This window comes from Leptolyngbya sp. BC1307 (assembly GCF_002286735.1).
GTDB lineage: Bacteria > Cyanobacteriota > Cyanobacteriia > Phormidesmidales > Phormidesmidaceae > Phormidesmis.
Window position 1 is genome coordinate 108,596 of record NZ_NRTA01000003.1, and the last position, 22,016, is coordinate 130,611.

Sequence of the window (22,016 nt, forward strand, 5' to 3'; positions counted from 1 at the left end):
CCGCCCTATAGACAACCGCCCTATAGACAACCGACAGAGCAATTTCGCGAACTATCGACTTTGCAGGCCCAGCCAAAGGTGCACAGATAGCAAACTGCCCCCCTCACAGCTAGACTGATATCGAATTAAGCTATACAAGTAGCGTCACACTGCCCTCTCGAAGCTAGGTCGCGTCCTTGTCTTCTCGTCCTCGCACTATCTCTAAAAAAATCTATTCGACTTACTGTCAGCAAAAACCGCTGCGGCGACTTTGGCGCAACCTTTCACCTATCGAGTTTGTCCGGTTTCTGAGCTACATCAATCTGAGCACTACGCAGTTGGTTATCCGCAGCACCTTTCGCCAGCGCCTGCCTAGCCTTGCCTCAGAGATGGCCTACAACTCCATGCTGGGCCTATTTCCAGCCATTCTGGCTTTTCTGACCGCAATCGGCTTGTTTAGCCCGCTCAAAAAGACTTTTATCACCCTGGCCGGACGGCTCAGCGAGCTGGCCCCAACTGGCGTGCCCGAACTGATTTACGGCTTTGGCAATGTAGTGACTGAAAATCAGAGTCGCGGCCTGTTTTCGGTGAGTTTTGCCTTTTCGCTCTGGGCATCAGCCGGGGCAATGAGTGCCGCCATGCGAGCCCTCGATCAGATGCATCAGATTCCGCCTCGCAAGCGACGGCCATTTTGGAAAGCGCGGCTGGTATCTATTGCACTGACGCTGGGCACCATCGCCCTGCTGATTACCGCGTCTAGTCTGGTATTCGTTAGCGATTGGGCGGTGCAGCAGTTGGTCATTCACAGCCGAGGCAATGTCAGCCTTTGGGTTTCAGAGATCTGGAGCTTGTTTCGCTGGCCTTTGGCCTTAGGCATTATGTCAACGGCTTTTGCTTTTGTCTACCGGTTTGGCCCGAGCCGCTGGAATCCGGGTAAGCCGCTGATGCCGGGAGCCATCTTAGCGGCCCTTTCTTGGGCGGTGATCTCCGGCCTTTTTCGGCTGTATGTCACGCACTTTGGTAATTTTGTCTACAGCGCAGTTGCCACTGTCATTGTTTTACTGCTGTGGCTGTGGATTACTTCTTTGGTGATGCTAATTGGGGACTTGCTCAATCTGACGGTGGGCAGAGCGATGGCCGACAGCCGCCGACAGCCAGGACGCTGAGCACTCGCCAAACTATTTACTAGCGCTTAGGTTCCTACGACACAGACTGCTAGCGCATAGACTGCAAACTATTAATTACAAACACCGTCAGGCAGGCCAGTACCAGCAGCCAGATAACAATGCCCGGCAAAAAGGAGAGCAGCGTCAGGCCCCGTAAAACCCATACTGCCAGAGTAAAACAGATCAGCGCTAACAGGAGTTGAGAGCCGGTTTTTAATCGAAAGCGATTGGCCATAGCGGTGAGGGAGATAGTAGGAGCGGTCGTTTTCAACTATAGTTTAGTGCCTTCGAATACGCTTTTGGAGGTTGCTAGCTGGTAGCTTTAGCCTAACCAAATATACTGGCTGCGTTTTTAATTTCTCGGCGATAAAATTCAACAAAGAAATATATTGGCCTCCATAGGAACACGATCACACACTACAGAGTCTTGCGAATGAAGTGGGTATTCTCTAGTCTGCATACTTTAGCAAATCAGTGATTTCACTAAAAGTTTACTCAGCGCTCTTACAGCCTTAACTTTACCGCCGTCAGCTTAGGTAATAATAGCAGCAGCTACTAACCACAGACATACCCGCAGATATACATACCGCTATCCTCCTATAGGTTGTTTCTCTTTAAGTTCTGGTTTCTTATATTTCTGCTGTAATACTTCTAAAATCGTGTCGCTTAATTCTCTACCCGAGCGCGATTTTTCCTAACCCTTTTACGCCCCTTTTTTAACTTATGACAGCTTCTTTGCGTTTACCTGCGCTATCAGCAGCAGCCCTTCAACAAGAAAAATCGCTCTTGCAGGGAGATGTCTTGATTTCGACCACGCTAACTGATATGGGCGCGGCTGTTACTGCCACCATGTACGTGCCGATGGTGCGATCGCAAACCTGGCAAAAGCTCACTGACTACAGCAAATGGGTACTTTATTTTCCCGACATTGTGCAAAGTCAGGTACTAGAAGCCAAAAAGCAGTCACAGTCGCACCCGATGACCCGCAGGCTCTATCAGGTCGCCCGCAAAGCCTTTTTAATGTTTTCAGCGCAGGTAGAGATTTACTTACAGGTGATTGAGACGTTACACCAAAAGATTCAGTTTCGCTTTGAGCGTGGCACCTTCTCCGACTTTAGCGCCGATCTCACCCTCGAAGACTATGGCCAGGGCACGCTAATCACCTATTCTGTAAGCGCGACACCGCTTATTCCTGTACCCGGCTTCTTAATTGAGCAAGCCATTCGCCGCGACCTGCCTGGCAACATGAAAACTATGCGCCGGGTGATGTGCGCCGCCTAAATGTCAAATCAGTCCATCGGGCTCGATCAACGCCTTTATGACTACCTGCTCTCGGCAACCCTACGAGAGACAGATCTGTTAGCCCAGCTGCGATACGAGACCGCAGCGCACGCTCAGGCGAGAATGCAAATTTCTCCTGAACAGGGGCAGTTTATGGCGCTGCTAGTGCAGCTGATTGGCGCGAAGAAAACGCTAGAAATTGGCGTCTTCACAGGCTATAGCGCCCTGGTAGTAGCTCAAGCCTTGCCAGAAGATGGGCAGGTAATCGCTTGCGATGTGAGTGAGGAGTATACGGCGATCGCTCTTTCCTACTGGCAAAAAGCCAACGTTGCCCACAAAATAGATCTTCGCATTGCCCCCGCCCTGGATACTTTAGATGGACTGATCGCCGCTGGAGAATCAGGCACCTTTGACTTTGCTTTTGTCGATGCAGATAAGAGCAACTATGACAATTACTACGAGCGCGCTCTGCAACTCATCCGCCCCGGCGGACTAATCGCGGTAGACAATACTCTCTGGTATGGCCGCGTCGCCGACCCCGATGTGCAGGATAACCGCACCAAACGCATCCGTGCTCTAAATGAAAAGGTGCAGGGCGATAAGCGCGTTAATATGAGTTTGGTGCCTATCGGCGATGGGCTATTGCTGGCTGTTAAAAACAACTGACAAGCGATCCACTAACAATTGTTTTTCGCATTCAAGTGCCGCTGGTGCTTTCTTTCGCGGAGGCGATCGCGCCTTTCCTCAGTCAACTCTTCTATACAATGCGGACAGGAAACTTCACTTTCATAGGCAGAACATTGTTGATCGGTCGTTGAAATCGGGTGACCGCAGGCGTAGCAGATCTCGTAAGATCCAGGTTCGAGTCCGTGTGTAATGGCTACTCGCTCATCAAAGACAAAACATTCGCCCTGCCACAAACTCTCTTCTTCAGGCACGTCTTCTAGGTACTTGAGAATGCCACCTTTGAGGTGATAGACCTCTTCAAAGCCTTGAGAGAGCAGATAAGAAGAGGCTTTTTCGCAGCGGATGCCGCCAGTACAAAACATAGCGATCTTCTTGTTTTTTGCTGGAGATAAGTTGTTCTTTGCGTAGTCAGGAAATTCGTTAAAAGTCGCGGTTTCGGGGTTTCGGGCTCGCTTAAATGTGCCCATGCCAACTTCGTAATCATTACGGGTATCAATCACCGTTACCTCTGGATCAGAGATAATCTGATTCCACTGCTGAGCTAGAACATAAGTGCCGACCCTTTGGGTAGGGTTGACCTCTGACAAACCCAGCGTGACTATCTCTTGCTTGAGTCGAACCTTAAGTTTCTCAAACGGGGGGTCGCTAGCGGAAGACTCTTTAATATCTATATTGGACAGTCGGTCGTCTGATTTGATGTAGCTCAGCGTTTTATCAACACCGCTGCGAGTTCCGGCAATCGTCCCATTAATGCCTTCTGCTGCCAGTAAAATAGTGCCTTTAATTCCCTGCGCCTGGCAAACGTCTTTAAGCGGTTGCTTTAGCGCTGAGTAGTCGGGCAGCGTCACAAATTTGTAAAAGGTGGCAACGGTTAGAGACATATCGACGGTAAGGCAATTCGCTGAGCAAGTCTGCTTCTATTTTGCCATTAGCTTGCGCTATTGGGCTAGCACTGCCTTGGCTGCTCTGTGCAACAGTGAATGTCGGTAAATCAGCGCGTTCATATCATCGCCGTAGCCGCCGCCGATGACGCAGGCGACGGGAATACCTGCCGTTTTACAGGTTTGGAGGACGGTGCGATCGCGCTCATAAATCCCCTCATCCGTCAGCGCCAGCTTCCCTAGCCGGTCATCCCGGTGTACGTCCACGCCCGCATCGTACATGACCAGATCGGGCTGGAGACGAGTGAGTAAGGCGGGGAGGTGCGATCGCAGAACATCTAGATACGCGGCATCTCCCGTATTTTCTTCTAAAGGCACATCCAAGTCGCTTTGCTGCTTTCGACCCGGAAAATTAATGCCGCAGTGCATTGAAAAGGTGAACACGCTGGGATCATCTCTGAAGATAAAGGCAGTGCCGTCGCCCTGATGCACATCGAGATCGACAATCAGCGCTGTGCGGATCAGACCTTGTAACTGAAGGACTTTGAGGGCGATCGCCAGATCGTTAAAAATGCAAAATCCGGAGCCATAGCGCGGAAAAGCGTGATGGGTACCCCCTGCTGTATTGCAAGCCAACCCCTGCTGCAAAGCGAGTTTGGCCGTGAGGATAGTGCCACCGACCGCCGTACAGGTGCGCCGTACTAACCCCTCACTCCAGGGCAGGCCAATTCTCCGCTGGGCCTTAGCCTCTAGCGTGCCCTGACAGTACGCCTGCACGTAGCTAGCATCGTGAACCAGTTCTAACCATTCTCGGGGCGGGGCACCCGGCTGATAAATTTGCCCCTCATGGATCACCCGATCTCGCACCAGCAAATCGCGCAGTAGCTGGAACTTCGGCATCGGGAAGCGGTGACCCTCGGGCAGCGGTGTTACATAGTCAGCATGGTAAACGATCGGAAAGTCAGCCAAAGGAACCCACTCAAATCAAGCAGTAGTCTACTCTATGATGAATGATGATCGGGCCGACGACCACGACGACGAACAGCTAAAAGAACAACATTCGCACAGCGACTCCTAAAATTGCCACGCCGAATACTCGCTTTAACAAGAGCGCGGGGATAGCGATCGCAAACTTTGCCCCCACCAAACCGCCCAAGACGAACCCAACGCAAATCAGCGCTGCCGCATGCACATTTACATAGCCGCGCTGATAGTAGGTCCAAGCGCCTAAAATGCCAATCGGCGGCACCAGCAGCGCCAATGTTGTTCCTTGTGCTTCGTGCTGCGAAAACCCCAACAGATACACCAGCGCCGGGGTAAACAAAACGCCGCCACCAATGCCAATTAGCCCGCTGATGATGCCGCCTGCTAACCCCAGACATAAAAACAGCAAAATTTCCATCTGACCAAAGCCGCCTTCGATAAAGTCTTGAAACAAAATTCTGTGCTAACCGCAGCAGCTTATCAGAGAGTATGCTGACAGTGCCAACGTAGCGCTGTTGACCGACATTTCCCCGATCAACAGCGCTGTCGCTATCGCTTTAACCCTTCATTAATCTACATTTAACCTGCCGACCACACTCGCTTAAAGTACTGACCTGATCAGTGTGGTTGAGTAAGGGGGCAGTCAAGCATTCAGTAATGTCGTGGTTTCTGTTGAGAAAGACATCAGTGTTGAGAGCTTGCTGAACCAGCCAGCGGTTACAGTTACAAACTTAAGCAAGAGTTTCAAGGGTATTCCGGCTTTGCAGCAGGTGGATTTTGCCGTTCGAAACGGTGAAATGGTGGCGCTAGTAGGCGCTTCAGGTTCTGGCAAATCGACGCTGCTAAGAACAATCAACGGCCTGCAAATGGCCGATAGCGGCACGGTCAAGATTTTTGATACACCGCTACAGAGTGACAGCAAGCTGCATTCTAAAGCTCGCCAACTGCGCGCTCAAGTCGGCTTTATCTTTCAGCAGTTTAATCTGGTCAGCCGCCTCAGCGTTTTAGAGAATGTGCTGATTGGCAACTTGTCACGAACACCGTCTGTCCGCTCGGCCTTTCGCCTGTTTACTCAGGCGGAAAAAACGCGAGCGTTAGCAGCGCTAGACCGGGTAGGCATTTTGGGTCAAGCCTACAAGCGGGCGGCGTTGCTCTCAGGCGGGCAGCAGCAAAGGGTAGCGATCGCTCGCTGCCTGATGCAGGGAGCCCAAATCATATTGGCGGACGAACCGATTGCTTCGCTTGACCCTGAATCGGCCCGGCGCGTGATGGAACTGCTGGTAGATCTCAATCGCGATCAGGGCCTCACGGTCATCACCTCACTGCATCAGGTGCAGATGGTGCGATTTTACTGCGATCGCTCCATCGCCCTACGAGACGGCACGGTGCAGTTTGACGGGGAGACCACAGCGCTTGGCGATGAGCAGCTTAGCAATATCTACGGGGCCGCTGCCGAAGAGCTGGTACAGCGGGGCCATGCAGAGATGCTAACCGGTTAAACCAAAGGGCCGATCCCAGTTTTCGGGTGGCGATCGCCCGCCTTAACGTTGTTCACTTTCATGCCCTCAGGAGTCTTCAATGCTACCAAGATCGTTTAACCAATCCGCGAAAAAATGGACCTCTTTACTGATGGTGACGCTATTGAGCGGCGCTGTCTTAAGCAGTTGCAGTGGCAGCGCTGAGCCAGAAGCTGATGTAGCCACGGACACTACTGGTGAAGCCCAAGCCTGTGCTCCCGAGCTAACCGAGCTAGACTTTGGCATTATCTCCACCGAGTCGCAAGACAACCAAAAGCCCAAGTGGGAGCCGTTCATCGCCGCCATGTCTGAAGCGTTGGGCCGCGACGTAATAGCCTCCTATGCAACAGACTACGCGGGCGTCATTGAAGCGATGGGCGCAGGCAAAGTGCAGATGGCCTGGTTCGGCGGCAAGTCTTATATCGAAGCGGCTGAGCGCTCTGATGCCGAAGCCTTTGCTCAAACGGTCAACAGCGATGGCACAAAGGGCTACTACGCTTATCTCATCACCAACAAAGACAATCCTATCGTGGCGGATATTGATGTTGAAGCGGGCAATGGCGATCAATATGTAGTAGATAACGCCGCCAACCTTACCTTTGCCTTTAACGATCCCAACTCTACCTCGGGTTTCCTGGTGCCTAGCTACTACGTCTTTGCGAAAAACGACGTTGACCCTGATCAGGCGTTTAAGGAACTCATCTTTGCAGGCAGTCATGAGGCAACAGCCCTGGCGGTTGCTAACAATCAGGTAGACGTAGCCACCAACAACAGTGAATCTCTCGTTGAGGTCGAGAAAAATGATCCGGCAGCCTTTGAGAACATTCAGGTAATTTGGACATCACCTGAGATTCCCAGTGATCCGATCGCCTATCGCAAGGATCTGCCAGACTGCCTGAAGAGCAATATTCAAGAGTTTTTCTATAGTTACGACGACGAGGCTATTTTGGGGCCTTTGGAGTGGGAGGGATTTGACGAAGCCGACGACAGTACCTGGAATACGGTGCGCGAACTGGAGATCGGCAAGAGCATTCTCGAAGTGCAGAACGACGCTAGCCTGGACGACGCGGCTAAGCAGCAGCAGCTAGACGAGCTAAATAAAGAGCTAGAAGCGGTGCAGTAAGCAAGGTCGTCAGTCTAGCAAAAGTGCTCATGGTACATCAGGCGGTTTAGGCGATGGTTAACGGCAACCGCCTGATTTTTCTTTTTACGGGCGAACGGTAGTTATGTCTCTTAAGTCAGAGAAGTATGCGCTTCCGGTTTCTCCGGCAGTGGTGGAGATGCAGGCCCGCGATCGCCTTACACCCCGACAGATGGTGCGATGGGCTGCATTTGGGTTGGGGGCGATCGCCCTCCTCTACTACTCGGCTGTCGTCAGTGAAATCGACCTGGTTGAGCTAGCCGAAGGTGGCAGCACTATGGGCGAATACATCAGCCGCTATTTCCCGCCCAATTTTTCTGACTGGTCTTTTTACCTGACAGACATTATTGAAACAATTGGCATGGGCATTTGGGGCACGCTGCTCGCGGTTGTCGTGGCTGCGCCGCTCTCAATTTTGGCCTCGGCTAACCTGTGCCCGATATGGATTGTGCAGCCGACTCGTCGCCTCTTAGATGCCATGCGGGCGATTAATGAGATTGTATTTGCGCTGGTGTTTGTCGTCGCCGTTGGGCTGGGACCGTTTGCGGGAGTGTTAGCTATCTTCGTCCATACAGCGGGCATCTTGGGCAAGCTCTTTTCTGAAGCGATTGAAAATATTGAGGTTGGCCCGATTGAGGGCGTGCGGTCAACCGGTGCGAGTAAGTTTCAAGAGATTTTATTTGGGGTGATTCCGCAGGTAATTCCGCTCTGGATCTCTTACATCCTCTACCGCTTTGAATCCAACGTGCGCTCGGCGACCGTGCTGGGAATTGTGGGCGCGGGCGGCATTGGGGTCTCTCTCTATCAAAGCTTTCGCTCGTTTGACTACACCAAAGTCTGCGCTATTTTGATCATTTTAGTAGTGGTCGTGGGCGTTATTGATGCTGCTTCGGCCTGGTTACGCCGTCGGTTTGTCTAGGCTGTCGGTTTCATTGTCAAAGACTAGCTCCATGCGATCGCCTCTCAATCGCGCCACTCCATACTCGATCAATCGCCCCTGCTGATCGGCATTGATCGACTCTGCTAGCAAAATCGGCTGGTTCAAAGGGAGCTGCAATAGCTTGGCATCTCGCGGCTGTACCAAACGAGCCGATACGGATGTGCGGCAGCGGATGTGATCGACACTGTAGCGATCGCTTAACCACTGTGAGATTGAGCCTGTTTTTTCAAAGGCCGCTAAGCTCTCATCAGTGAGCAGATCGGGGAATAGCGCCAGCGGGAAGTAGCCGCTACCGACGCTAATGGGTTCGCCATCAGCCATACCGAGCCGCTCAATTAGCGCTACTGGGTCTCCAGGGGCAATCGCCAACCCTGCTGCGACCGCTGTCTCAGCCGGTATCTCTAAAGCCCTCAGCAGCGTGAACTTCGCCGTGCGTCCTTGAGCCTTGAGCGCTTCGCTATAGCGAACCCGTTGACCGATAGCATAGCGAATCGGCGCGGCGACAAAGGTACCGCGCCCGCGTTCGGCCCGCAGCAGACCTTCTTGTTTGAGTAGAGCGATCGCCTGTCTGAGCGTATGCCGATTAACATCAAACTGCTGCGATAGCTGAGATTCGGGCGGTAGTTTGTTACCAACCGGATACACCTGCGACTGAATGCTATGGCGGAGCTGATTGGCAATTTGAATGTAGAGAGGCGCAGCAGCGTTGCTCATAGCGGCAGATGGAAAAGATATTTCACTAATGTATTCAAAAACACTTGCAAGTTTTAGAGACGTATTTCATAATTTGTCTAGACATCTAGATTATTGCATTGATCGGTCAAGCAAATTTTAGTAGCAGGGTTAGCTTTGTGGAAGACAGGGCCGAACGGCAAGCCTGGATGGGGATACTGGCCAAGGCTGAGCTGGCGGCGTTGGAAGGCTGTGTGGCTCGGTTGGGAGATTTGCCAGGGTATGTTTTTTTGCGATCGCCTGAAATCGGTCTGGCGATGGTGCGCGGCAGGGCAGGCGGCGTAGGCGATGCGTTCAATTTGGGGGAGATGACGCTGACGCGCTGTGTGGTGCGGTTGGAGGAGGCAGGAACTGCGGGATTTGGATATGTGAGGGGGCGATCGCACCGGCACGCTGAATTAGCCGCGCTCTGTGATGCGCTTTTGCAATATGAGCAATGGTATAGCCGGGTAATGAAAGCAGTGATTGAACCCTTGCAGCGCAGGCTGCAACAGTCGGTAGAACACCAGCAGCGACAGACAGCAGCCACTCAGGTCGAATTCTTTACGATGCTCAGAGGAGAATAGGAGAGGAGTGATGGTAACGACAACATTGCCGGGGTTGGGTGATCCGGTGCATGACGCTCAGCGGACGTTTCGAGCACTGTTGGAAGCGATCGCGCATCCTGGTCAGCTTTACACGCCCGAAGTGAATCTCTCCTCGCCCACTGGCCTCATGCCCATCTGCGCGGCGGCTTGTCTGACTCTTTTAGATCTTGAAACGACTGTTTGGCTACAGCCCAGTCTGCCAGCAGGCATTAAAGACTGGCTGCGTTTCCACACCGGCTGTCAATTTACTGAAAGCTCAAAAGCGGCAGATTTTGCAATTATTGGCGATGCCTGCTTGCAACCTGAGCTAAAGGCGTTCAACTGGGGCAGCGCTGAAGATCCTGAACAGTCCACGACTTTACTCATGCAGGTTGAAGACTTCGCTTCGGGTACCGCTCAACAGCTCAGTGGCGCAGGCATTTTAGACAGTGTTTCTTTTGCGCCTAAGTTACCAGAGGCTTTTTGGAAACAGCGGCTTCAAGACGCTTACCCGCAGGGAATTGACTGTTTTTTGTTTACACAGCGATCGGTGGTGGGATTGCCTAGAACCGTTCGCGCCAGAGCCATATAGTAACCAAACAAATGTCCTACGTATCCGTCAAAGGTGGCGAAAAGGCCATCCAGAACGCAGAAGCACTCCTCACCGCCCGGCGGCGCGGCAGTCCTGAGGTGCCTGAGCTGAGCATTGAGCAGATCAAGCAGCAGATGGCGCTTGCCGTAGACCGGGTAATGTGCGAAGGCAGTCTTTATGATCCGGATCTGGCGGCACTGGCTATCAAGCAATCTTGGGGCGATCTGGTCGAAGCGGTCTTTCTCTTGCGGGCCTATCGCACCACGCTGCCCCGGCTGTACTACACCCAGCCGTTGAATACCGATCAAATGGCCATTCAACGGCGGATCTCTTCTATTTTTAAAGATGTCCCTGGCGGGCAGCGGCTCGGCCCTACCTTCGACTATGTTCACCGACTGCTAGATTTTAAGCTGGCCGCCGAAGATAATCGGCCCGCCATGCCGCAGGGTGAAGCCAGCCATGTGGAGACGCCCAGAGCCTTAGATGCCCTGGGACATGAGGGGTTGATTCAGCCCGAAGAGAAGACAGTCGCCGCCACACCGTTTGACTTGACCCGAAAACCCTTGAATTTGCCTGCTGACAGAGACGCTCGATTACAGAACCTGGCTCGCGCAGACGAAGGATTTTTGCTGAGCATGGCCTACTCTACTCAGCGCGGCTATGGCAACAGCCATCCGTTTGCCGGAGAGATTCGCATGGGTGAAGTGGAGGTGGTAATTTGCCCAGAAGAGTTGGGATTTGAAGTGGCTATCGGTCAAATTCCGGTGACTGAAGTGCAAATGGTGAATCAGTTTCAGGGCAGTAAAAAGCTTGCGCCTCAGTTTACTCGGGGCTATGGCCTGACGTTTGGCTACAACGAGCGCAAGGCGATGTCTATGGCAATTGTCGATAGGGCGCTGCGGGCAAAAGAATTTGGCGAGGAGATTAAAGGGCCAGCCCAACAGGAAGAGTTTGTGCTCGCTCACAGTGACAACGTGGAAGCGCAGGGGTTCGTACAGCACTTGAAGCTACCGCACTACATCGACTTTCAGGCAGAGCTAAATCTGGTGCGAAAGATGCGAGCAGAGTACGAACAGGAACATGCAGCCAAATGCTCTAAACCTCAACCAGATAGAGCGAATCAGGCCAGCGTTCCGAATGATGCCGCCATACAGCCCTCACTCATTTCTTGAGAGGAACAGAATGAAAAGTACTGAACCTGGTTTCAACTTTGCCTACCTCGACGAACAAACCAAGCGCTCTATCCGCCGAAGCCTGCTCAAAGCTGTCGCGATCCCCGGCCATCAAATTCCGTTTAGCTCGCGCGAGATGCCCATGTCCTACGGCTGGGGCACAGGCGGTATTCAGCTGACCGCTTCTATCATCGGCGCGGATGATACGCTCAAGGTGATTGATCAAGGGGCGGATGATACGACGAATGCAGTCAACATTCGGCGATTTTTCAAAAAAGTTTGCGGCATAAAGACAACAGAACAAACAACAGCGGCGACAATTATTCAAACCCGCCATCGCATTCCCGAAACACCTCTGCAAGTCGGGCAAACAATGGTGTATCAGGTGCCGATTCCTGAACCGCTGCGGTGGATTGAGCCTTCAGAAGTAGAGACCCGGAAAATGCACGCGCTCTCTGAATATGGGGCGATGTACGTGCGGCTGTACGAAGACATTACCCGCTACGGACATATCGCCACCGCCTACGACTATCCGGTGATGGTAGATGGCCGCTACATGATGCGCCCGAGCCCCATTCCCCGATTCGACAATCCCAAGCTCGATATGAGTTCGGCCCTACAGCTCTTTGGCGCGGGGCGAGAGAAACGCCTATATGCGGTGCCGCCCTATACGTCGGTGAAGAGTCTCGATTTTGAGGATCATCCTTTCACAGTAGAGCGGTGGGATAAGCCTTGTGAATTTTGCGGGGCGACCGATAGCTATCTTGATGAGGTGGTGACAGATAACGAGGGCGGGCGGCTGTGGATTTGTTCGGACACAGATTATTGTACTCAGCGGCAGGAAAGTCAAAAGTCAGGAGGTGAAAATGCAGTCTTTGCTTGATGTTTGTAACCTGAGTAAGGCTTATGGAGCGGTGCGGGCTTGCGATCGCATCTCCTTCTCTCTCTACCCCGGCCAAATTCTCGGCATCATCGGTGAATCAGGGTCGGGAAAGACGACGTTGTTGAATGCGATTGCCCACCAACTCCCTTTCGACAGCGGCCAGATACTGTATCGCAGCGCCACAAATGAAACGCTAGATGTCAGCCAGCTTAGCGAATCTGATCGGCGGCAGCTAATGCGTAGTGAATGGGGCTTTGTCCGGCAGCACGCCCGCGATGGGCTGCGGATGAAAGTGACTGCCGGGGCCAATATTGGCGAGCGTTTGATGGATATTGGTGAGCGACACTACGGCAACATTCGCACTGAAGCGAGCCGGTGGCTTGACCAGGTGGAAATTTCATCTGCTCGCATGGATGACCTGCCCGGCACCTTTTCGGGCGGGATGCAGCAGCGGCTCCAGCTTGCCCGCGTACTGGTTACCCGGCCCCGACTTGTCCTGATGGATGAACCAACCGGAGGATTGGATGTCTCAGTCCAGGCAAAGCTGTTGGACTTGATGCGGCAGCTGGTGCGAACCCTTGACCTTAGCGTTATTTTGGTTACTCACGATATTGGCGTCGTGCGGCTGCTAGCGCACAGACTGATTGTGATGCGCCATGGCCAGATCGTCGAAGCAGGGCTGACCGATCAGGTGTTAGACGATCCGCACCATCCCTACACGCAAGAGCTAATTAGCGCCACGTTAGTTCCTTAAATCAAACAGAAAAGCCTATGCAAACGCTCCAAACTCACGCTCGCCAGAACGGGTCTGCGCAAAGATCTGTCGCTGATCTGCCGGAAACGGCCCTGCTGCAAGCCAATCAGCTCTACAAAGGATTCACTCTTCACAACCAGGGTGGTATTCACTTTCCGGTGTTGCGGGACGTTTCGCTGACGGTCAATCCGGGCGAATGTGTGGCGCTTGTTGGCGCGTCGGGCTCGGGCAAAAGTACCTTTATGCGATCGCTCTACGCCAACTACCGCACCGACAGCGGCGAAATTTGGATAAAACATCGGGGCCAATGGCAAGACTTAGCCGCCTGCGAACCTCATGCGATTATGAGCATTCGTCGGCACACCCTGGGCTACATCAGCCAGTTTTTGCGGGTGATTCCTCGGGTATCAGCCTTAGAAGTTGCTGCCGAACCCCTGATGGAGCTAGGGGTGGAGCCTGAGGCCGCTAAAGACAAGGTGCGATCGCTCTTTACCCGGCTGAATTTACCTGAGCGACTTTGGTCACTTTCGCCCACGACCTTTTCCGGTGGTGAAAAGCAGCGGGTCAATATCGCCAGGGCATTTGCCGTAGACTATCCCGTTTTACTGCTAGACGAACCGACTTCGGCCTTAGACACCGCTAATCAGGAAGTTGTTATCCATCTGATAGAAGAGAGAAAGGCTGAGGGCGGTGCGCTCATCGGCATTTTTCATGATGATGACGTGAGGAATCGCGTTTGCAACCGTTTCTTAACCTTTAGGCCCCATGATTGAAACTTCTTATTTTTACTATGAATAACTCTTCAGAAAATCATTCGCCAAGCGACCCAGACTATGAAAGAACAGATCTATACGAACTATCGGCTACAGCTTCCGACCGAAGAAATTATCGGCACGCTCGTCGTAAAAGACGGCGTAATTGCCGATATTCAGTCGGGGAACGTCGAGCACGGGCAGAATGGCAAGGGTCAGTATCTTCTACCCGGCCTGATTGAGCTACATACGGACAATCTGGAGCGCTGTATCTCACCTCGGCCCGGTATTCGCTGGCCCTTAGCAGCAGCGGTCACCTATCATGACCGCGATTTGGCCGCCGCTGGGATTACGACGGTTTGCGATGCGATCGCCATTGGCGATGTCACCCCTGCCGAGTCGCTGCGCAAGACCAACTATGGTCCGATGATTCAAGCCGTCCATGACCGTCAGCAGGCAGGCAATTTACTGGTGGATCATCGCCTGCATCTGCGCTGCGAGCTAGGCTACGAATCGGTTCCTGAAATCATCAGCCACTACGTGAATCATCCAGATCTCGCCCTGATTTCGCTGATGGATCATACGCCGGGGCAGCGGCAATTTGCCAAGCTTGACAAGTTTCGCGAATATTACATGGGCAAGCATGGCATCACCGAAGCCGAACTCGATGAGTTCATTCGCGGGAGAATTGAGGCTCAAAAAGAACATGCCATCAACAACCGCAAAGCTCTAGTAGACATGGCAGCTACTCATAATCTTTCTATGGCCAGTCATGACGATGCCACGGTTGAGCACGTACAGCAAGCAGTCGAAGAAGGGGCTAATATCTCCGAATTTCCGACCACGCTCACCGCTGCAAAAGCGGCCAAAGAGAACGGATTGCAGGTACTGATGGGCGCACCTAACCTGGTTTTAGGCGGTTCTCACTCTGGCAATGTCTCGGCAATGGAACTGGTCAAGCTCGATCTGGTCGATTTGATTTCGTCGGACTACGTGCCTCACAGTTTGTTGCAGTCAATTTTTGTGATGGCCGCGGTAACGGGTAAGCCGGTGTATGAAACGATGAAGCCAGTGACGATCAATGGCGCGATCGCCATTCAATTAGAGGGCGATCGCGGCAGCTTGGAAATCGGCAAACGCGCCGATCTCCTCACCGTCTGCTACGACATAGACAAAGCTTCCAAGAGCGACTCAGGCAGCTCAGTTCCTCAGCTCACTCAGGTCATTCGAGGAGGTCGCCGTGTTGCCTGACGCTGCTGCTAAAATCGCGCCGATCATTGAGTGCTTCACCATTCGAGGCAGCGAGCAATACGGTCGTGAAGCCGTCACCCAACTGCAACACGCTCTCCAGTGTGCCACCTGGGCCGAAGCTGCCCGCCAACCGCCGGCACTCATCGCCGCCTGCCTGCTTCACGATGTAGGTCATTTGCTCCATAACCTCGGTGAAGATGCTGCTGAACGCGGACTTGATGACCGCCACGAATATCGCGCCATTCCCTTCCTGAGCCAGCACTTTCCGCCTGCGGTCACCGAGCCCATTCGCCTGCATGTCAACGCCAAACGCTATCTCTGCGCTACCCAAGCAGATTACTGGGCCGACCTCTCACCTGCTTCCAGACTCAGCCTGGAGCTACAGGGCGGTATCTTCTCAGAAGCAGAAGCGATGGATTTTATTGCGCAGCCTCACGCCAAAGACGCTGTCCAACTGCGCATTTGGGATGATCTGGCCAAAGCCCCGCACCACAAAACTCCGAATCTGGCCCATTTTTTACCCATACTCACTTCAGCCTTGTAAAACTTGATTACCTGTCTGACGCTGTACCAAAGCAATCGTCATATCTACTGCTGCTGATGATGGGGCATCCACTTCGCCGTACTGAGCATTGTCTTGTAAAAATAGGTGGAGTGACTGGGCTTTAGGCTCTGTAGATAGTTTGCCAGGTAGAACAACAGCAGCGATGCCGCCAGGCTGGAGCAAATTAAAGCACTGCTCTATGAAGAGGCGATCGCACGAAAACTGGTTGCGAACGGGTTTGCCATGAGCTAACGGGTTTTGATGCGTATACTGCTCGCTGCGGTAGAAGTAGTCAGCCACATAAGCATACTGATTTTGATAAAACAGCCACGCCTGAGTGACTTCGGGATCGCCTTTAGCCAGCGCCTGCTTTGAGGTTTTAAGTGAGTGGACACTCACACCTTTCGCCTCGGAAAGATCTTGAAACCGCTGAAAAAACTCTTCAGCCGTCGGCTTAAAAGTCCCCCACGGCGGCGCACAGACAATCGCATCAAACCCACCCTGCCGGATAATCTTGTTGAAATGGTAGCCCCAGTGAAAGGGCTGCAAAATATCGATATCTTCGGAGGTCAGGGGGCGGCGCTGAGGTTTGTCAGTGAGCTGCGCGGCCTTGTACTGAATGCCTAGCTGCTGGCTCATGTGGTTTAGCAGCAGCGCGTCTAGCTTATTTTGAGCTTTGATGTCTAGCCGTAAGATATCTTCTCTTAATAGGGCAGCTCTGGCGTAAGGCGGAATGTTTTTAGCGGCTGCTAGCAGCTGATTGCGAGACTTATAGTGCTCTAGAGCCAGGTTCTTCTCTGCCAGGGTAGTTTGGTAGCTGTCGGCAACGAGCGGCTGTAGCAGGTTGCCCTGTAAGACGCTATCCTTGCCAGCGCTGATCTGGTCAAATCGAGCTTCATCCACGGTGAGCAATCCGATTAGCGCATTACCCGACATGACGTTAAAGGTCAGATCGGTTAAAGGCTCTAGCTCTGATGGATGCTGAGCGATCGCGACAGTATGCAGCCATAGCTGAAAATGAGCAGTCTCAGTCGCACCGGCTCTCAGCTCAACGCCATAGAGATTGTTTTTAAGAATTCGCTTTTGAATCGTGTGCAACAGATTAGGACGGGCTGATTTTTGTTCTATCAGGCCAGTGCGCCAGAGCTTTAGCTGCGGATCTGGCGTCTGCTGAATATGACCGATGAGAATACTAAAAATCTCCGTCAGCCGCTGATGGATCGCAACCAACAAATTGCCGCTGCCACAGGCCGGGTCGAGCAGTCGCAGGTCAGGCAAAATCTCTTGAATCAGAGGGCGGCACAGCTGAGAGTCAGCATTGAACAGGCGGTCGTTGAGGGTAGTATCAGCGGCGGTTGGGGTTGGCATAACCTGATCGAGCCGGTCTAGTAGCAGCCGGTCTAGCGTGCGATCGCTCAATTCTCTAGCCAGTGCTGGCGTCCCAACATATCCGACCGGCTGCGTTTGCTCGGCCCAATAGCGCTCTAGCCAGTAGCCCAGCTCGCCGCTCATCCAGGGGTTCAGCGCATCGACGCTAGCCTGTTCACTCAGCCAGCCCAAAACCGCTTCAAAGGGCGGGTTGCTAATGGCGATCGCCCCATACTGCCGCTCCAGCCGATGCGTATCGAACAAGTGACCCAAAAATGGCACTGTGCCAGTCTCAGTTTGCAAGGCTAAAGGCCGCTCCAGGTTAGGCAGAGCCAGGCTTTGATAGAGCCGCTGCAGCGTTTCAAAAAAGGACTTACCCTGCTGCAGGGCTACGCCAAAGCAAGTTTGCAAATACCAGGTATCGCCGTTCAGCCAGCCCCGCTGCTGTACTGCCTGCGCCAAAATCAGTCGCTGCAAAGTCAGGGCCGCATATGCCTTGCGGTCAGCCGTGTTGCTAATGCCGCTAATGCCGTCAAACAGCCCCTGCACTAGCTTTGCAAACGTTTCATACCCGTCAGACGAGTCGGTAGCCTGGGGCAGCGCCGGGAAAAGGCCCCTGCTCGAAAGCCTCAGCCGACGTAGCCGATATTCCCATAGGGTGATTGGTTGCCCCGAGATATACAGGGCGCTTTCGTCAGGCGACTGACACCAGAGGCTGTGGGTATTAGCCGCATTGGTGAAAATCACCAGAGGCTGCTCGGTAATAGCGGCGATCACCTCATAAACCTGCACTCTGAGCGTAGCCGTCAATGCCGTATCAGCCGTTAGCGATACCTGCCAAACGGTAACACCCTGGCGGTGAGCAATCGGCTGGCACGGCTGCTCACAGGGCGCAATCGAATTGTATTGCCCTGCTTCAACGCTCTGCCAGCCTAAACTCTGCGTAAAAAGGGCCGATAGGCGATGCGATCGCAGCTGAACAACTGCTGTTGCCAGATCTAGCTGAGCATTCACCATCTGTCCCTCACTGGGCGCTTATCCATAGGCTGATAGCAGAACTATTCGCGACTCGCCACGCTTTTGGCCCCTTTTTGAGCGATCGCATAGTCTCGAAACCGGTCTAAATCGGCCTGAAGCGTAGAGGTCACCACCCCATCTACAAACGAATTGCTCATCATTAACCGGGCTAAGATCCTTGGCAGCGCGTAAGAAATGCTCATCTTTACCGTGCTGCTGCCGTCTTTGCGACCATAGAAGCGAATCGCCCCCCGGTTCGGCAGGCCATCGACCGATTCCCAGGCAATTATCTGCTGAGGCACCATTTTCACAATTCGCGACAGCCACGAAAAAGAAAGCCCGGTAGTATTGAGCTTCCAGCGCGATAGCTCCGGGTCGTCGGCGAGTACCTCGACCGAATCAATCCACTTCATCCACTTGGGCATCTGCTCTAGATCAGACCACATCTGCCAAACGTCTTCTACTGGCGTATCCACATCTATATGAACCGTATGTTCTAGCCAATCTGCCATTGATTTGCCATCGATCTGCTGGTGGGAAAAAATGTGCTGTTGAGCGATCGCCCTGCTTGTTCTGAGAAAGCTTATTTTTGAGAAAGTCTATTCTGAGAACACTTTAGAGGGTTTACGCCTATTCTAACGGTACAGTGCAATACGTGATGTCTACTCTATGTCTGTTTTATACGTTAGCCCTGCCGGTCAAGACAGCTATGACGGCACCGCCAAGTTTCCGTTTAGGACCCTAACTCAGGCGCTACGGCAGGCGTCCTCAGGCGGCGTAATTCAGCTAGGGCCGGGGGCGTATCAGGCCGGTGAGCAATTTCCACTAGAGGTACCTGCCGGGGTGACAGTAACAGGCGCTGCGGCTGAAACGGTGACGATTACCGGTGGGGGCGCATCTGGCCGGTCAGAAGTGGCGAATGTGACGGTGGTGCTGAGCGATCGCGCCCAGCTTCGTGGAGTTACCGTCACCAATCCACAGGGGAGTGGTCTCCTAGTCGCCGCCGGGACAGCGCTGATTATCGGCAACCGGCTGGTCAGCTGCCAGCAGTACGGCGTCATCGTCAGCGGCAGCGCCCATCCCTTCATCTCAGAGAACGCCTTTATTGAAAACGGGACAGGTCTGGCAATGGTGGCTTCGGCCAAGGGAGAAGTGCGGCAAAACCGCTTTGAGCGCACTGACTACGGCATCTCTCTCAGCGGTCAGTCGGCTCCCCTGGTGCTGGGCAATCAGCTGGCGGGTGGCCGCTACGCACTGGTCATCGCCGGCAGCGCCCGCCCGGTGCTCAGGCAAAACCGGGCAACCCGCAGCGAACAGACCAGCCTGTGGGTCAAAGACCGCGCTCAGCCAGATATCGGCCTGTCTCAAGACCTGGGCCAAAACTGGTTTGAAGGCAAAACCTATGACATTCGCAATGACACGGCCAGGCCGCTGGCTACTGCGGGTAATCAGCTCAATCCGATTCGGGTAGAGGGCGAGCTGGTCTACTTACCGAGCGAAATTCCCGACCAGGCGGCCGTCCCCGATGTGCTGCTGGGCAATGTGGAACCCGTGCCCCTGCCGCCTGCGCCCCCCAATGGATCAGATGTAGAATCTGACCGCTTAACAGGCATTAGCCTAGATAGTCGCTTTGATGATCTGGTGGGTCACTGGTCGGCTCCTTTTGTCGAAGCACTAGCGGCGAAGGGATTAGTTAAAGGCTTCTTAGACGGGTCTTTTCAGCCAGACCAGCAGGTGACCCGCGCCCAGTTTGCCGCCCTGATCGTTGCCGCCTTTCCCAATGCTGAAAGTATCCGCCCGGTTCGCCAGTTTCCTGACGTGCTGGCTAATTTTTGGGCGGCGCAGGCCATCCGGCAGGCCCAGACCCAGGGGTTTATCTCGGGCTTTCCTGACGGATCTTTTCGCCCGAATGCGCCGCTGATGCGAGTACAGGCAGTCGTAGCACTGGTGAATGGGTTGGATATCGGCAGCGGTCGCTCGCAGTCGCTGCTGGTCTATAGCGATCGCGCCCAAGTTCCCAGCTATGCCGTAGAGCCAGTCGCTGCTGCCACTGAGCGCCAGATGGTCGTAGGCTATCCTGACCCCTACCGCTTCAGGCCGCTAGAGCCGATTACCCGCGCCGAGACCACTGCCCTGGTGCATCAGGCGCTGGCTGCCAATGGCCGCACCGCCCGCCTGCCTTCTCCTTTTATCACCAGAGCCAACGCGACTTCGCCCAACTTTGGCGATCTGTCTGCTCAGCATTGGGCTAATGACTTTATTGAGCCACTGGTGCAGCGCGGCTGGCTGAGTGGCTTTGGCGATGGCACCTTTCGGCCCGATGCCCCGATCACCCGCGCCCAGTTTGCCGCTTTACTGGTCGGCGCACTCCGCCCTGAGGCCAAACGCCCTGCTCTGCGCTTTCGCGATGTGCCTGATAACTTTTGGGCGGCGAAGGTAATTCAGCTGGCATATCGGGCCAAATTTCTCTCTGGCTTTCCCGACCTTACTTTCGACCCTAATTCACCGTTGACTAAGCTACAGGCGCTGCTGGCCCTGGTGAGTGGGCTGAACTTACAGTCGGTATCACCCCCTAATTTGCGATCGCTCAACTTTTTTACCGACCGCGCCGCCATTCCAGACTATGCCGCAGGGGCGATCGCCTCAGCCACTCAGCTTGGTCTGGTCTTTAACCGCCCTTTTCTGGCAGAGCTACGGCCCGACCGCGCTGCCACTCGCGCTGAGGTTTCTGCCATGGTCTATCAGACGCTGGTGATCGATGGCAAGATGCCAGCCGTTCCCTCACCCGATCAAGTCGCTCTCGACTAATGGAGCCGTAAAATGAGAAACTAGCAGCATTAACGTCTGTTTAATTAAAGCAATTCACTGTTTAAAGCAATTCATCATGGCTGAAATTCAATTCTCGCGCGGCGTCAAGGAAGAGGTCGTCCCCGATATTCGCATCACCCGCGCCAAAGACCTCTCAGACGGCACCGCTACCTTTTACTTTGACCGCCCTAAAGCACTCACCGAAGAAGGCGGCGAAGTGACCGGCCTATACATGGTCGATGAAGAAGGTGAACTCAGCACGCGCGATGTGAACGGTAAGTTTGTCAACGGGGAACCAGCTGGCATTGAAGCGGTCTACGTAATGAAGGGCCAAGAAGAGTGGGAGCGTTTTATGCGTTTTATGGAGCGCTACTCTGAAGCGAATGGTTTGGGCCTTACTAAAAGCTAATTACCGCTCCCTGCGCCTATGGCCCGCCCTCATCCCGATAGCGCCGATCAACCAGCCGTTACCTGCGCAGTACTCACGGTGAGCGATACCCGCACGCCTGAAACTGACAAGAGCGGGCAGCTCATACAGGATCAGCTCGCCGCTGCAGGCCATCGGGTGAGCGACTATCAGGTAGTCAAAGACGAGCCCGAGCAGATTGCAGCGCTGGTACAGAGCTTAGCAGCGCGTTCGGATATTCAGGCAATTCTTCTCAGCGGCGGCACGGGCATTGCACCGCGCGATACCACTTACGATGCGCTAGCGCGGCTGCTCGACAAGGAGCTGCCCGGCTTTGGTGAGATTTTTCGTCAGCTCAGCTACGCAGAAATTGGGTCACGGGCGATCGCCTCACGCGCCGTTGCCGGCGTCTGCAACGCTACCCTAATTTTCTCACTTCCCGGCTCTAGCAACGCCGTTGCGCTAGCGATGGAAGCGCTAATTTTGCCAGAGATCAGACATTTAACTTCCCTGCTTCGGTAAACCGTCTTCTATTCTTTCGGTAAACCGTATGGGGTGAACGCACCTACCGGCAGCGGGTGGGCGGGCTATCTAC

General features: G+C 53.7%; 24 protein-coding genes. 17 read left to right on the forward strand and 7 right to left on the reverse strand.

Annotation, left to right across the window (positions count from 1 at the left end):
• Positions 1–176: 176 nt before the first annotated feature.
• Positions 177–1,145: a YihY/virulence factor BrkB family protein gene (locus CKL79_RS03020; RefSeq protein WP_121968102.1), complete on the forward strand. Its 969-nt coding sequence runs from the start codon at positions 177–179 to the stop codon at positions 1,143–1,145.
• A gap of 49 nt (positions 1,146–1,194) precedes the next feature.
• Here CKL79_RS03020 and CKL79_RS03025 read toward each other — a convergent pair whose 3' ends face one another.
• The gene (locus CKL79_RS03025) at positions 1,195–1,380 is read right to left on the reverse strand and encodes a hypothetical protein (protein ID WP_121968103.1); all 186 of its coding nucleotides are present in this window, start codon (positions 1,378–1,380) and stop codon (positions 1,195–1,197) included.
• 488 nt (positions 1,381–1,868) lie between these two features.
• On the opposite strand from CKL79_RS03025, the gene CKL79_RS03030 reads away from it, so the two are divergent.
• Together CKL79_RS03030 and CKL79_RS03035 are read left to right on the forward strand one after the other, a co-directional pair.
• Positions 1,869–2,426 (forward strand): SRPBCC family protein, encoded by a 558-nt coding sequence (locus tag CKL79_RS03030; protein ID WP_121968104.1) that lies wholly within the window; start codon positions 1,869–1,871, stop codon positions 2,424–2,426.
• Positions 2,427–3,092, forward strand: a complete 666-nt coding sequence (locus tag CKL79_RS03035; RefSeq protein ID WP_121968105.1) for a class I SAM-dependent methyltransferase — start codon at positions 2,427–2,429, stop codon at positions 3,090–3,092.
• A gap of 11 nt (positions 3,093–3,103) precedes the next feature.
• Here the strand turns inward: CKL79_RS03035 and CKL79_RS03040 are convergent, their stop codons facing one another.
• The 3 genes from CKL79_RS03040 to CKL79_RS03050 form a co-directional block, all read right to left on the reverse strand.
• A complete protein-coding gene (locus tag CKL79_RS03040; protein WP_121968106.1) occupies positions 3,104–3,994 on the reverse strand; it encodes a rhodanese-related sulfurtransferase in 891 nt (296 codons plus the stop codon).
• 57 nt (positions 3,995–4,051) lie between these two features.
• The gene (locus CKL79_RS03045) at positions 4,052–4,963 is read right to left on the reverse strand and encodes a histone deacetylase (protein WP_121968107.1); all 912 of its coding nucleotides are present in this window, start codon (positions 4,961–4,963) and stop codon (positions 4,052–4,054) included.
• A gap of 76 nt (positions 4,964–5,039) precedes the next feature.
• A complete protein-coding gene (locus CKL79_RS03050) occupies positions 5,040–5,396 on the reverse strand; it encodes a TSUP family transporter (RefSeq protein WP_121968192.1) in 357 nt (118 codons plus the stop codon).
• Between the two features lie 244 nt (positions 5,397–5,640).
• On the opposite strand from CKL79_RS03050, the gene phnC reads away from it, so the two are divergent.
• From phnC to phnE, 3 genes are all read left to right on the forward strand, one after another.
• Positions 5,641–6,477: a phosphonate ABC transporter ATP-binding protein gene (gene phnC, locus CKL79_RS03055; protein ID WP_240518614.1), complete on the forward strand. Its 837-nt coding sequence runs from the start codon at positions 5,641–5,643 to the stop codon at positions 6,475–6,477.
• Between the two features lie 130 nt (positions 6,478–6,607).
• The gene (phnD, locus tag CKL79_RS03060) at positions 6,608–7,618 is read left to right on the forward strand and encodes a phosphonate ABC transporter substrate-binding protein (protein WP_121968108.1); all 1,011 of its coding nucleotides are present in this window, start codon (positions 6,608–6,610) and stop codon (positions 7,616–7,618) included.
• A gap of 103 nt (positions 7,619–7,721) precedes the next feature.
• Positions 7,722–8,555 carry a phosphonate ABC transporter, permease protein PhnE gene (gene phnE / locus CKL79_RS03065; RefSeq protein ID WP_121968109.1) on the forward strand — a complete coding sequence of 278 codons (834 nt, stop codon included), beginning with the start codon at positions 7,722–7,724 and terminating at the stop codon, positions 8,553–8,555.
• On the opposite strand, the gene phnF is transcribed toward phnE, so the two are convergent.
• Positions 8,535–9,290 carry a phosphonate metabolism transcriptional regulator PhnF gene (gene phnF / locus CKL79_RS03070; RefSeq protein ID WP_121968110.1) on the reverse strand — a complete coding sequence of 252 codons (756 nt, stop codon included), beginning with the start codon at positions 9,288–9,290 and terminating at the stop codon, positions 8,535–8,537. The two genes, phnE and phnF, sit on opposite strands and share 21 nt — an antisense overlap.
• 137 nt (positions 9,291–9,427) lie before the next feature.
• Here phnF and phnG point away from each other — a divergent pair, with 137 nt between their 5' ends.
• The 8 genes from phnG to CKL79_RS03110 are packed head-to-tail and all read left to right on the forward strand — an operon-like array spanning position 9,428 to position 15,822.
• Complete coding sequence (gene phnG, locus CKL79_RS03075) at positions 9,428–9,874, forward strand: phosphonate C-P lyase system protein PhnG (RefSeq protein ID WP_121968111.1); 447 nt, start codon at positions 9,428–9,430, stop codon at positions 9,872–9,874.
• Between the two features lie 10 nt (positions 9,875–9,884).
• Positions 9,885–10,466 carry a phosphonate C-P lyase system protein PhnH gene (phnH, locus tag CKL79_RS03080; protein WP_121968112.1) on the forward strand — a complete coding sequence of 194 codons (582 nt, stop codon included), beginning with the start codon at positions 9,885–9,887 and terminating at the stop codon, positions 10,464–10,466.
• A gap of 11 nt (positions 10,467–10,477) precedes the next feature.
• Positions 10,478–11,638 (forward strand): carbon-phosphorus lyase complex subunit PhnI, encoded by a 1,161-nt coding sequence (locus CKL79_RS03085; RefSeq protein WP_121968113.1) that lies wholly within the window; start codon positions 10,478–10,480, stop codon positions 11,636–11,638.
• A 10-nt stretch (positions 11,639–11,648) separates the two neighbouring features.
• Positions 11,649–12,521 (forward strand): alpha-D-ribose 1-methylphosphonate 5-phosphate C-P-lyase PhnJ, encoded by an 873-nt coding sequence (locus tag CKL79_RS03090; RefSeq protein WP_170943947.1) that lies wholly within the window; start codon positions 11,649–11,651, stop codon positions 12,519–12,521.
• Positions 12,505–13,275: a phosphonate C-P lyase system protein PhnK gene (gene phnK, locus CKL79_RS03095; RefSeq protein ID WP_121968115.1), complete on the forward strand. Its 771-nt coding sequence runs from the start codon at positions 12,505–12,507 to the stop codon at positions 13,273–13,275. Before CKL79_RS03090 ends, phnK begins: the two co-directional genes overlap by 17 nt.
• A gap of 17 nt (positions 13,276–13,292) precedes the next feature.
• Positions 13,293–14,048, forward strand: a complete 756-nt coding sequence (gene phnL, locus CKL79_RS03100; protein WP_121968116.1) for a phosphonate C-P lyase system protein PhnL — start codon at positions 13,293–13,295, stop codon at positions 14,046–14,048.
• Between the two features lie 60 nt (positions 14,049–14,108).
• Entirely contained in the window at positions 14,109–15,278 is a 1,170-nt protein-coding gene (locus CKL79_RS03105; RefSeq protein WP_121968117.1) for an alpha-D-ribose 1-methylphosphonate 5-triphosphate diphosphatase, read from the forward strand.
• Complete coding sequence (locus CKL79_RS03110) at positions 15,268–15,822, forward strand: phosphonate degradation HD-domain oxygenase (RefSeq protein ID WP_240518615.1); 555 nt, start codon at positions 15,268–15,270, stop codon at positions 15,820–15,822. Before CKL79_RS03105 ends, CKL79_RS03110 begins: the two co-directional genes overlap by 11 nt.
• On the opposite strand, the gene CKL79_RS03115 is transcribed toward CKL79_RS03110, so the two are convergent.
• On the reverse strand, positions 15,811–18,207 hold the full coding sequence (locus CKL79_RS03115; RefSeq protein ID WP_121968118.1) for a DNA methyltransferase: 2,397 nt from the start codon (positions 18,205–18,207) through the stop codon (positions 15,811–15,813). The genes CKL79_RS03110 and CKL79_RS03115 overlap by 12 nt on opposite strands.
• A 41-nt stretch (positions 18,208–18,248) precedes the next feature.
• On the reverse strand, positions 18,249–18,719 hold the full coding sequence (locus tag CKL79_RS03120) for an SRPBCC family protein (protein ID WP_121968119.1): 471 nt from the start codon (positions 18,717–18,719) through the stop codon (positions 18,249–18,251).
• Between the two features lie 157 nt (positions 18,720–18,876).
• Between CKL79_RS03120 and CKL79_RS03125 the strand changes: the two genes are divergently transcribed.
• The 3 genes from CKL79_RS03125 to CKL79_RS03135 all read left to right on the forward strand — a co-directional run bounded on the left by CKL79_RS03125 (position 18,877) and on the right by CKL79_RS03135 (position 21,943).
• Positions 18,877–21,015, forward strand: a complete 2,139-nt coding sequence (locus tag CKL79_RS03125) for an S-layer homology domain-containing protein (protein WP_121968120.1) — start codon at positions 18,877–18,879, stop codon at positions 21,013–21,015.
• A gap of 76 nt (positions 21,016–21,091) precedes the next feature.
• Positions 21,092–21,424 carry a photosystem II reaction center protein Psb28 gene (psb28, locus tag CKL79_RS03130; RefSeq protein ID WP_121968121.1) on the forward strand — a complete coding sequence of 111 codons (333 nt, stop codon included), beginning with the start codon at positions 21,092–21,094 and terminating at the stop codon, positions 21,422–21,424.
• A gap of 18 nt (positions 21,425–21,442) precedes the next feature.
• Positions 21,443–21,943, forward strand: coding sequence for a MogA/MoaB family molybdenum cofactor biosynthesis protein (locus CKL79_RS03135; RefSeq protein WP_121968122.1), 501 nt, complete (start codon positions 21,443–21,445; stop codon positions 21,941–21,943).
• The last annotated feature ends 73 nt before the right edge of the window (positions 21,944–22,016 follow it).

Bases quoted from the DNA above. Each gene is read 5' to 3' on its own strand.
- CKL79_RS03105 (WP_121968117.1), top strand. From the start codon at position 14,109: ATGAAAGAACAGATCTATACGAACTATCGGCTACAGCTTCCGACCGAA.
- CKL79_RS03050 (WP_121968192.1), bottom strand. From the start codon at position 5,396: ATGGAAATTTTGCTGTTTTTATGTCTGGGGTTAGCAGGCGGCATCATC.
- CKL79_RS03035 (WP_121968105.1), top strand. From the start codon at position 2,427: ATGTCAAATCAGTCCATCGGGCTCGATCAACGCCTTTATGACTACCTG.
- CKL79_RS03040 (WP_121968106.1), bottom strand. From the start codon at position 3,994: ATGTCTCTAACCGTTGCCACCTTTTACAAATTTGTGACGCTGCCCGAC.
- CKL79_RS03025 (WP_121968103.1), bottom strand. From the start codon at position 1,380: ATGGCCAATCGCTTTCGATTAAAAACCGGCTCTCAACTCCTGTTAGCG.
- psb28 (WP_121968121.1), top strand. From the start codon at position 21,092: ATGGCTGAAATTCAATTCTCGCGCGGCGTCAAGGAAGAGGTCGTCCCC.
- CKL79_RS03085 (WP_121968113.1), top strand. From the start codon at position 10,478: ATGTCCTACGTATCCGTCAAAGGTGGCGAAAAGGCCATCCAGAACGCA.
- phnH (WP_121968112.1), top strand. From the start codon at position 9,885: ATGGTAACGACAACATTGCCGGGGTTGGGTGATCCGGTGCATGACGCT.
- phnD (WP_121968108.1), top strand. From the start codon at position 6,608: ATGGTGACGCTATTGAGCGGCGCTGTCTTAAGCAGTTGCAGTGGCAGC.
- phnL (WP_121968116.1), top strand. From the start codon at position 13,293: ATGCAAACGCTCCAAACTCACGCTCGCCAGAACGGGTCTGCGCAAAGA.
- phnF (WP_121968110.1), bottom strand. From the start codon at position 9,290: ATGAGCAACGCTGCTGCGCCTCTCTACATTCAAATTGCCAATCAGCTC.
- CKL79_RS03135 (WP_121968122.1), top strand. From the start codon at position 21,443: ATGGCCCGCCCTCATCCCGATAGCGCCGATCAACCAGCCGTTACCTGC.
- CKL79_RS03120 (WP_121968119.1), bottom strand. From the start codon at position 18,719: ATGGCAGATTGGCTAGAACATACGGTTCATATAGATGTGGATACGCCA.
- CKL79_RS03090 (WP_170943947.1), top strand. From the start codon at position 11,649: ATGAAAAGTACTGAACCTGGTTTCAACTTTGCCTACCTCGACGAACAA.
- phnK (WP_121968115.1), top strand. From the start codon at position 12,505: ATGCAGTCTTTGCTTGATGTTTGTAACCTGAGTAAGGCTTATGGAGCG.
- phnE (WP_121968109.1), top strand. From the start codon at position 7,722: ATGTCTCTTAAGTCAGAGAAGTATGCGCTTCCGGTTTCTCCGGCAGTG.
- CKL79_RS03115 (WP_121968118.1), bottom strand. From the start codon at position 18,207: ATGGTGAATGCTCAGCTAGATCTGGCAACAGCAGTTGTTCAGCTGCGA.
- CKL79_RS03125 (WP_121968120.1), top strand. From the start codon at position 18,877: ATGTCTGTTTTATACGTTAGCCCTGCCGGTCAAGACAGCTATGACGGC.
- CKL79_RS03030 (WP_121968104.1), top strand. From the start codon at position 1,869: ATGACAGCTTCTTTGCGTTTACCTGCGCTATCAGCAGCAGCCCTTCAA.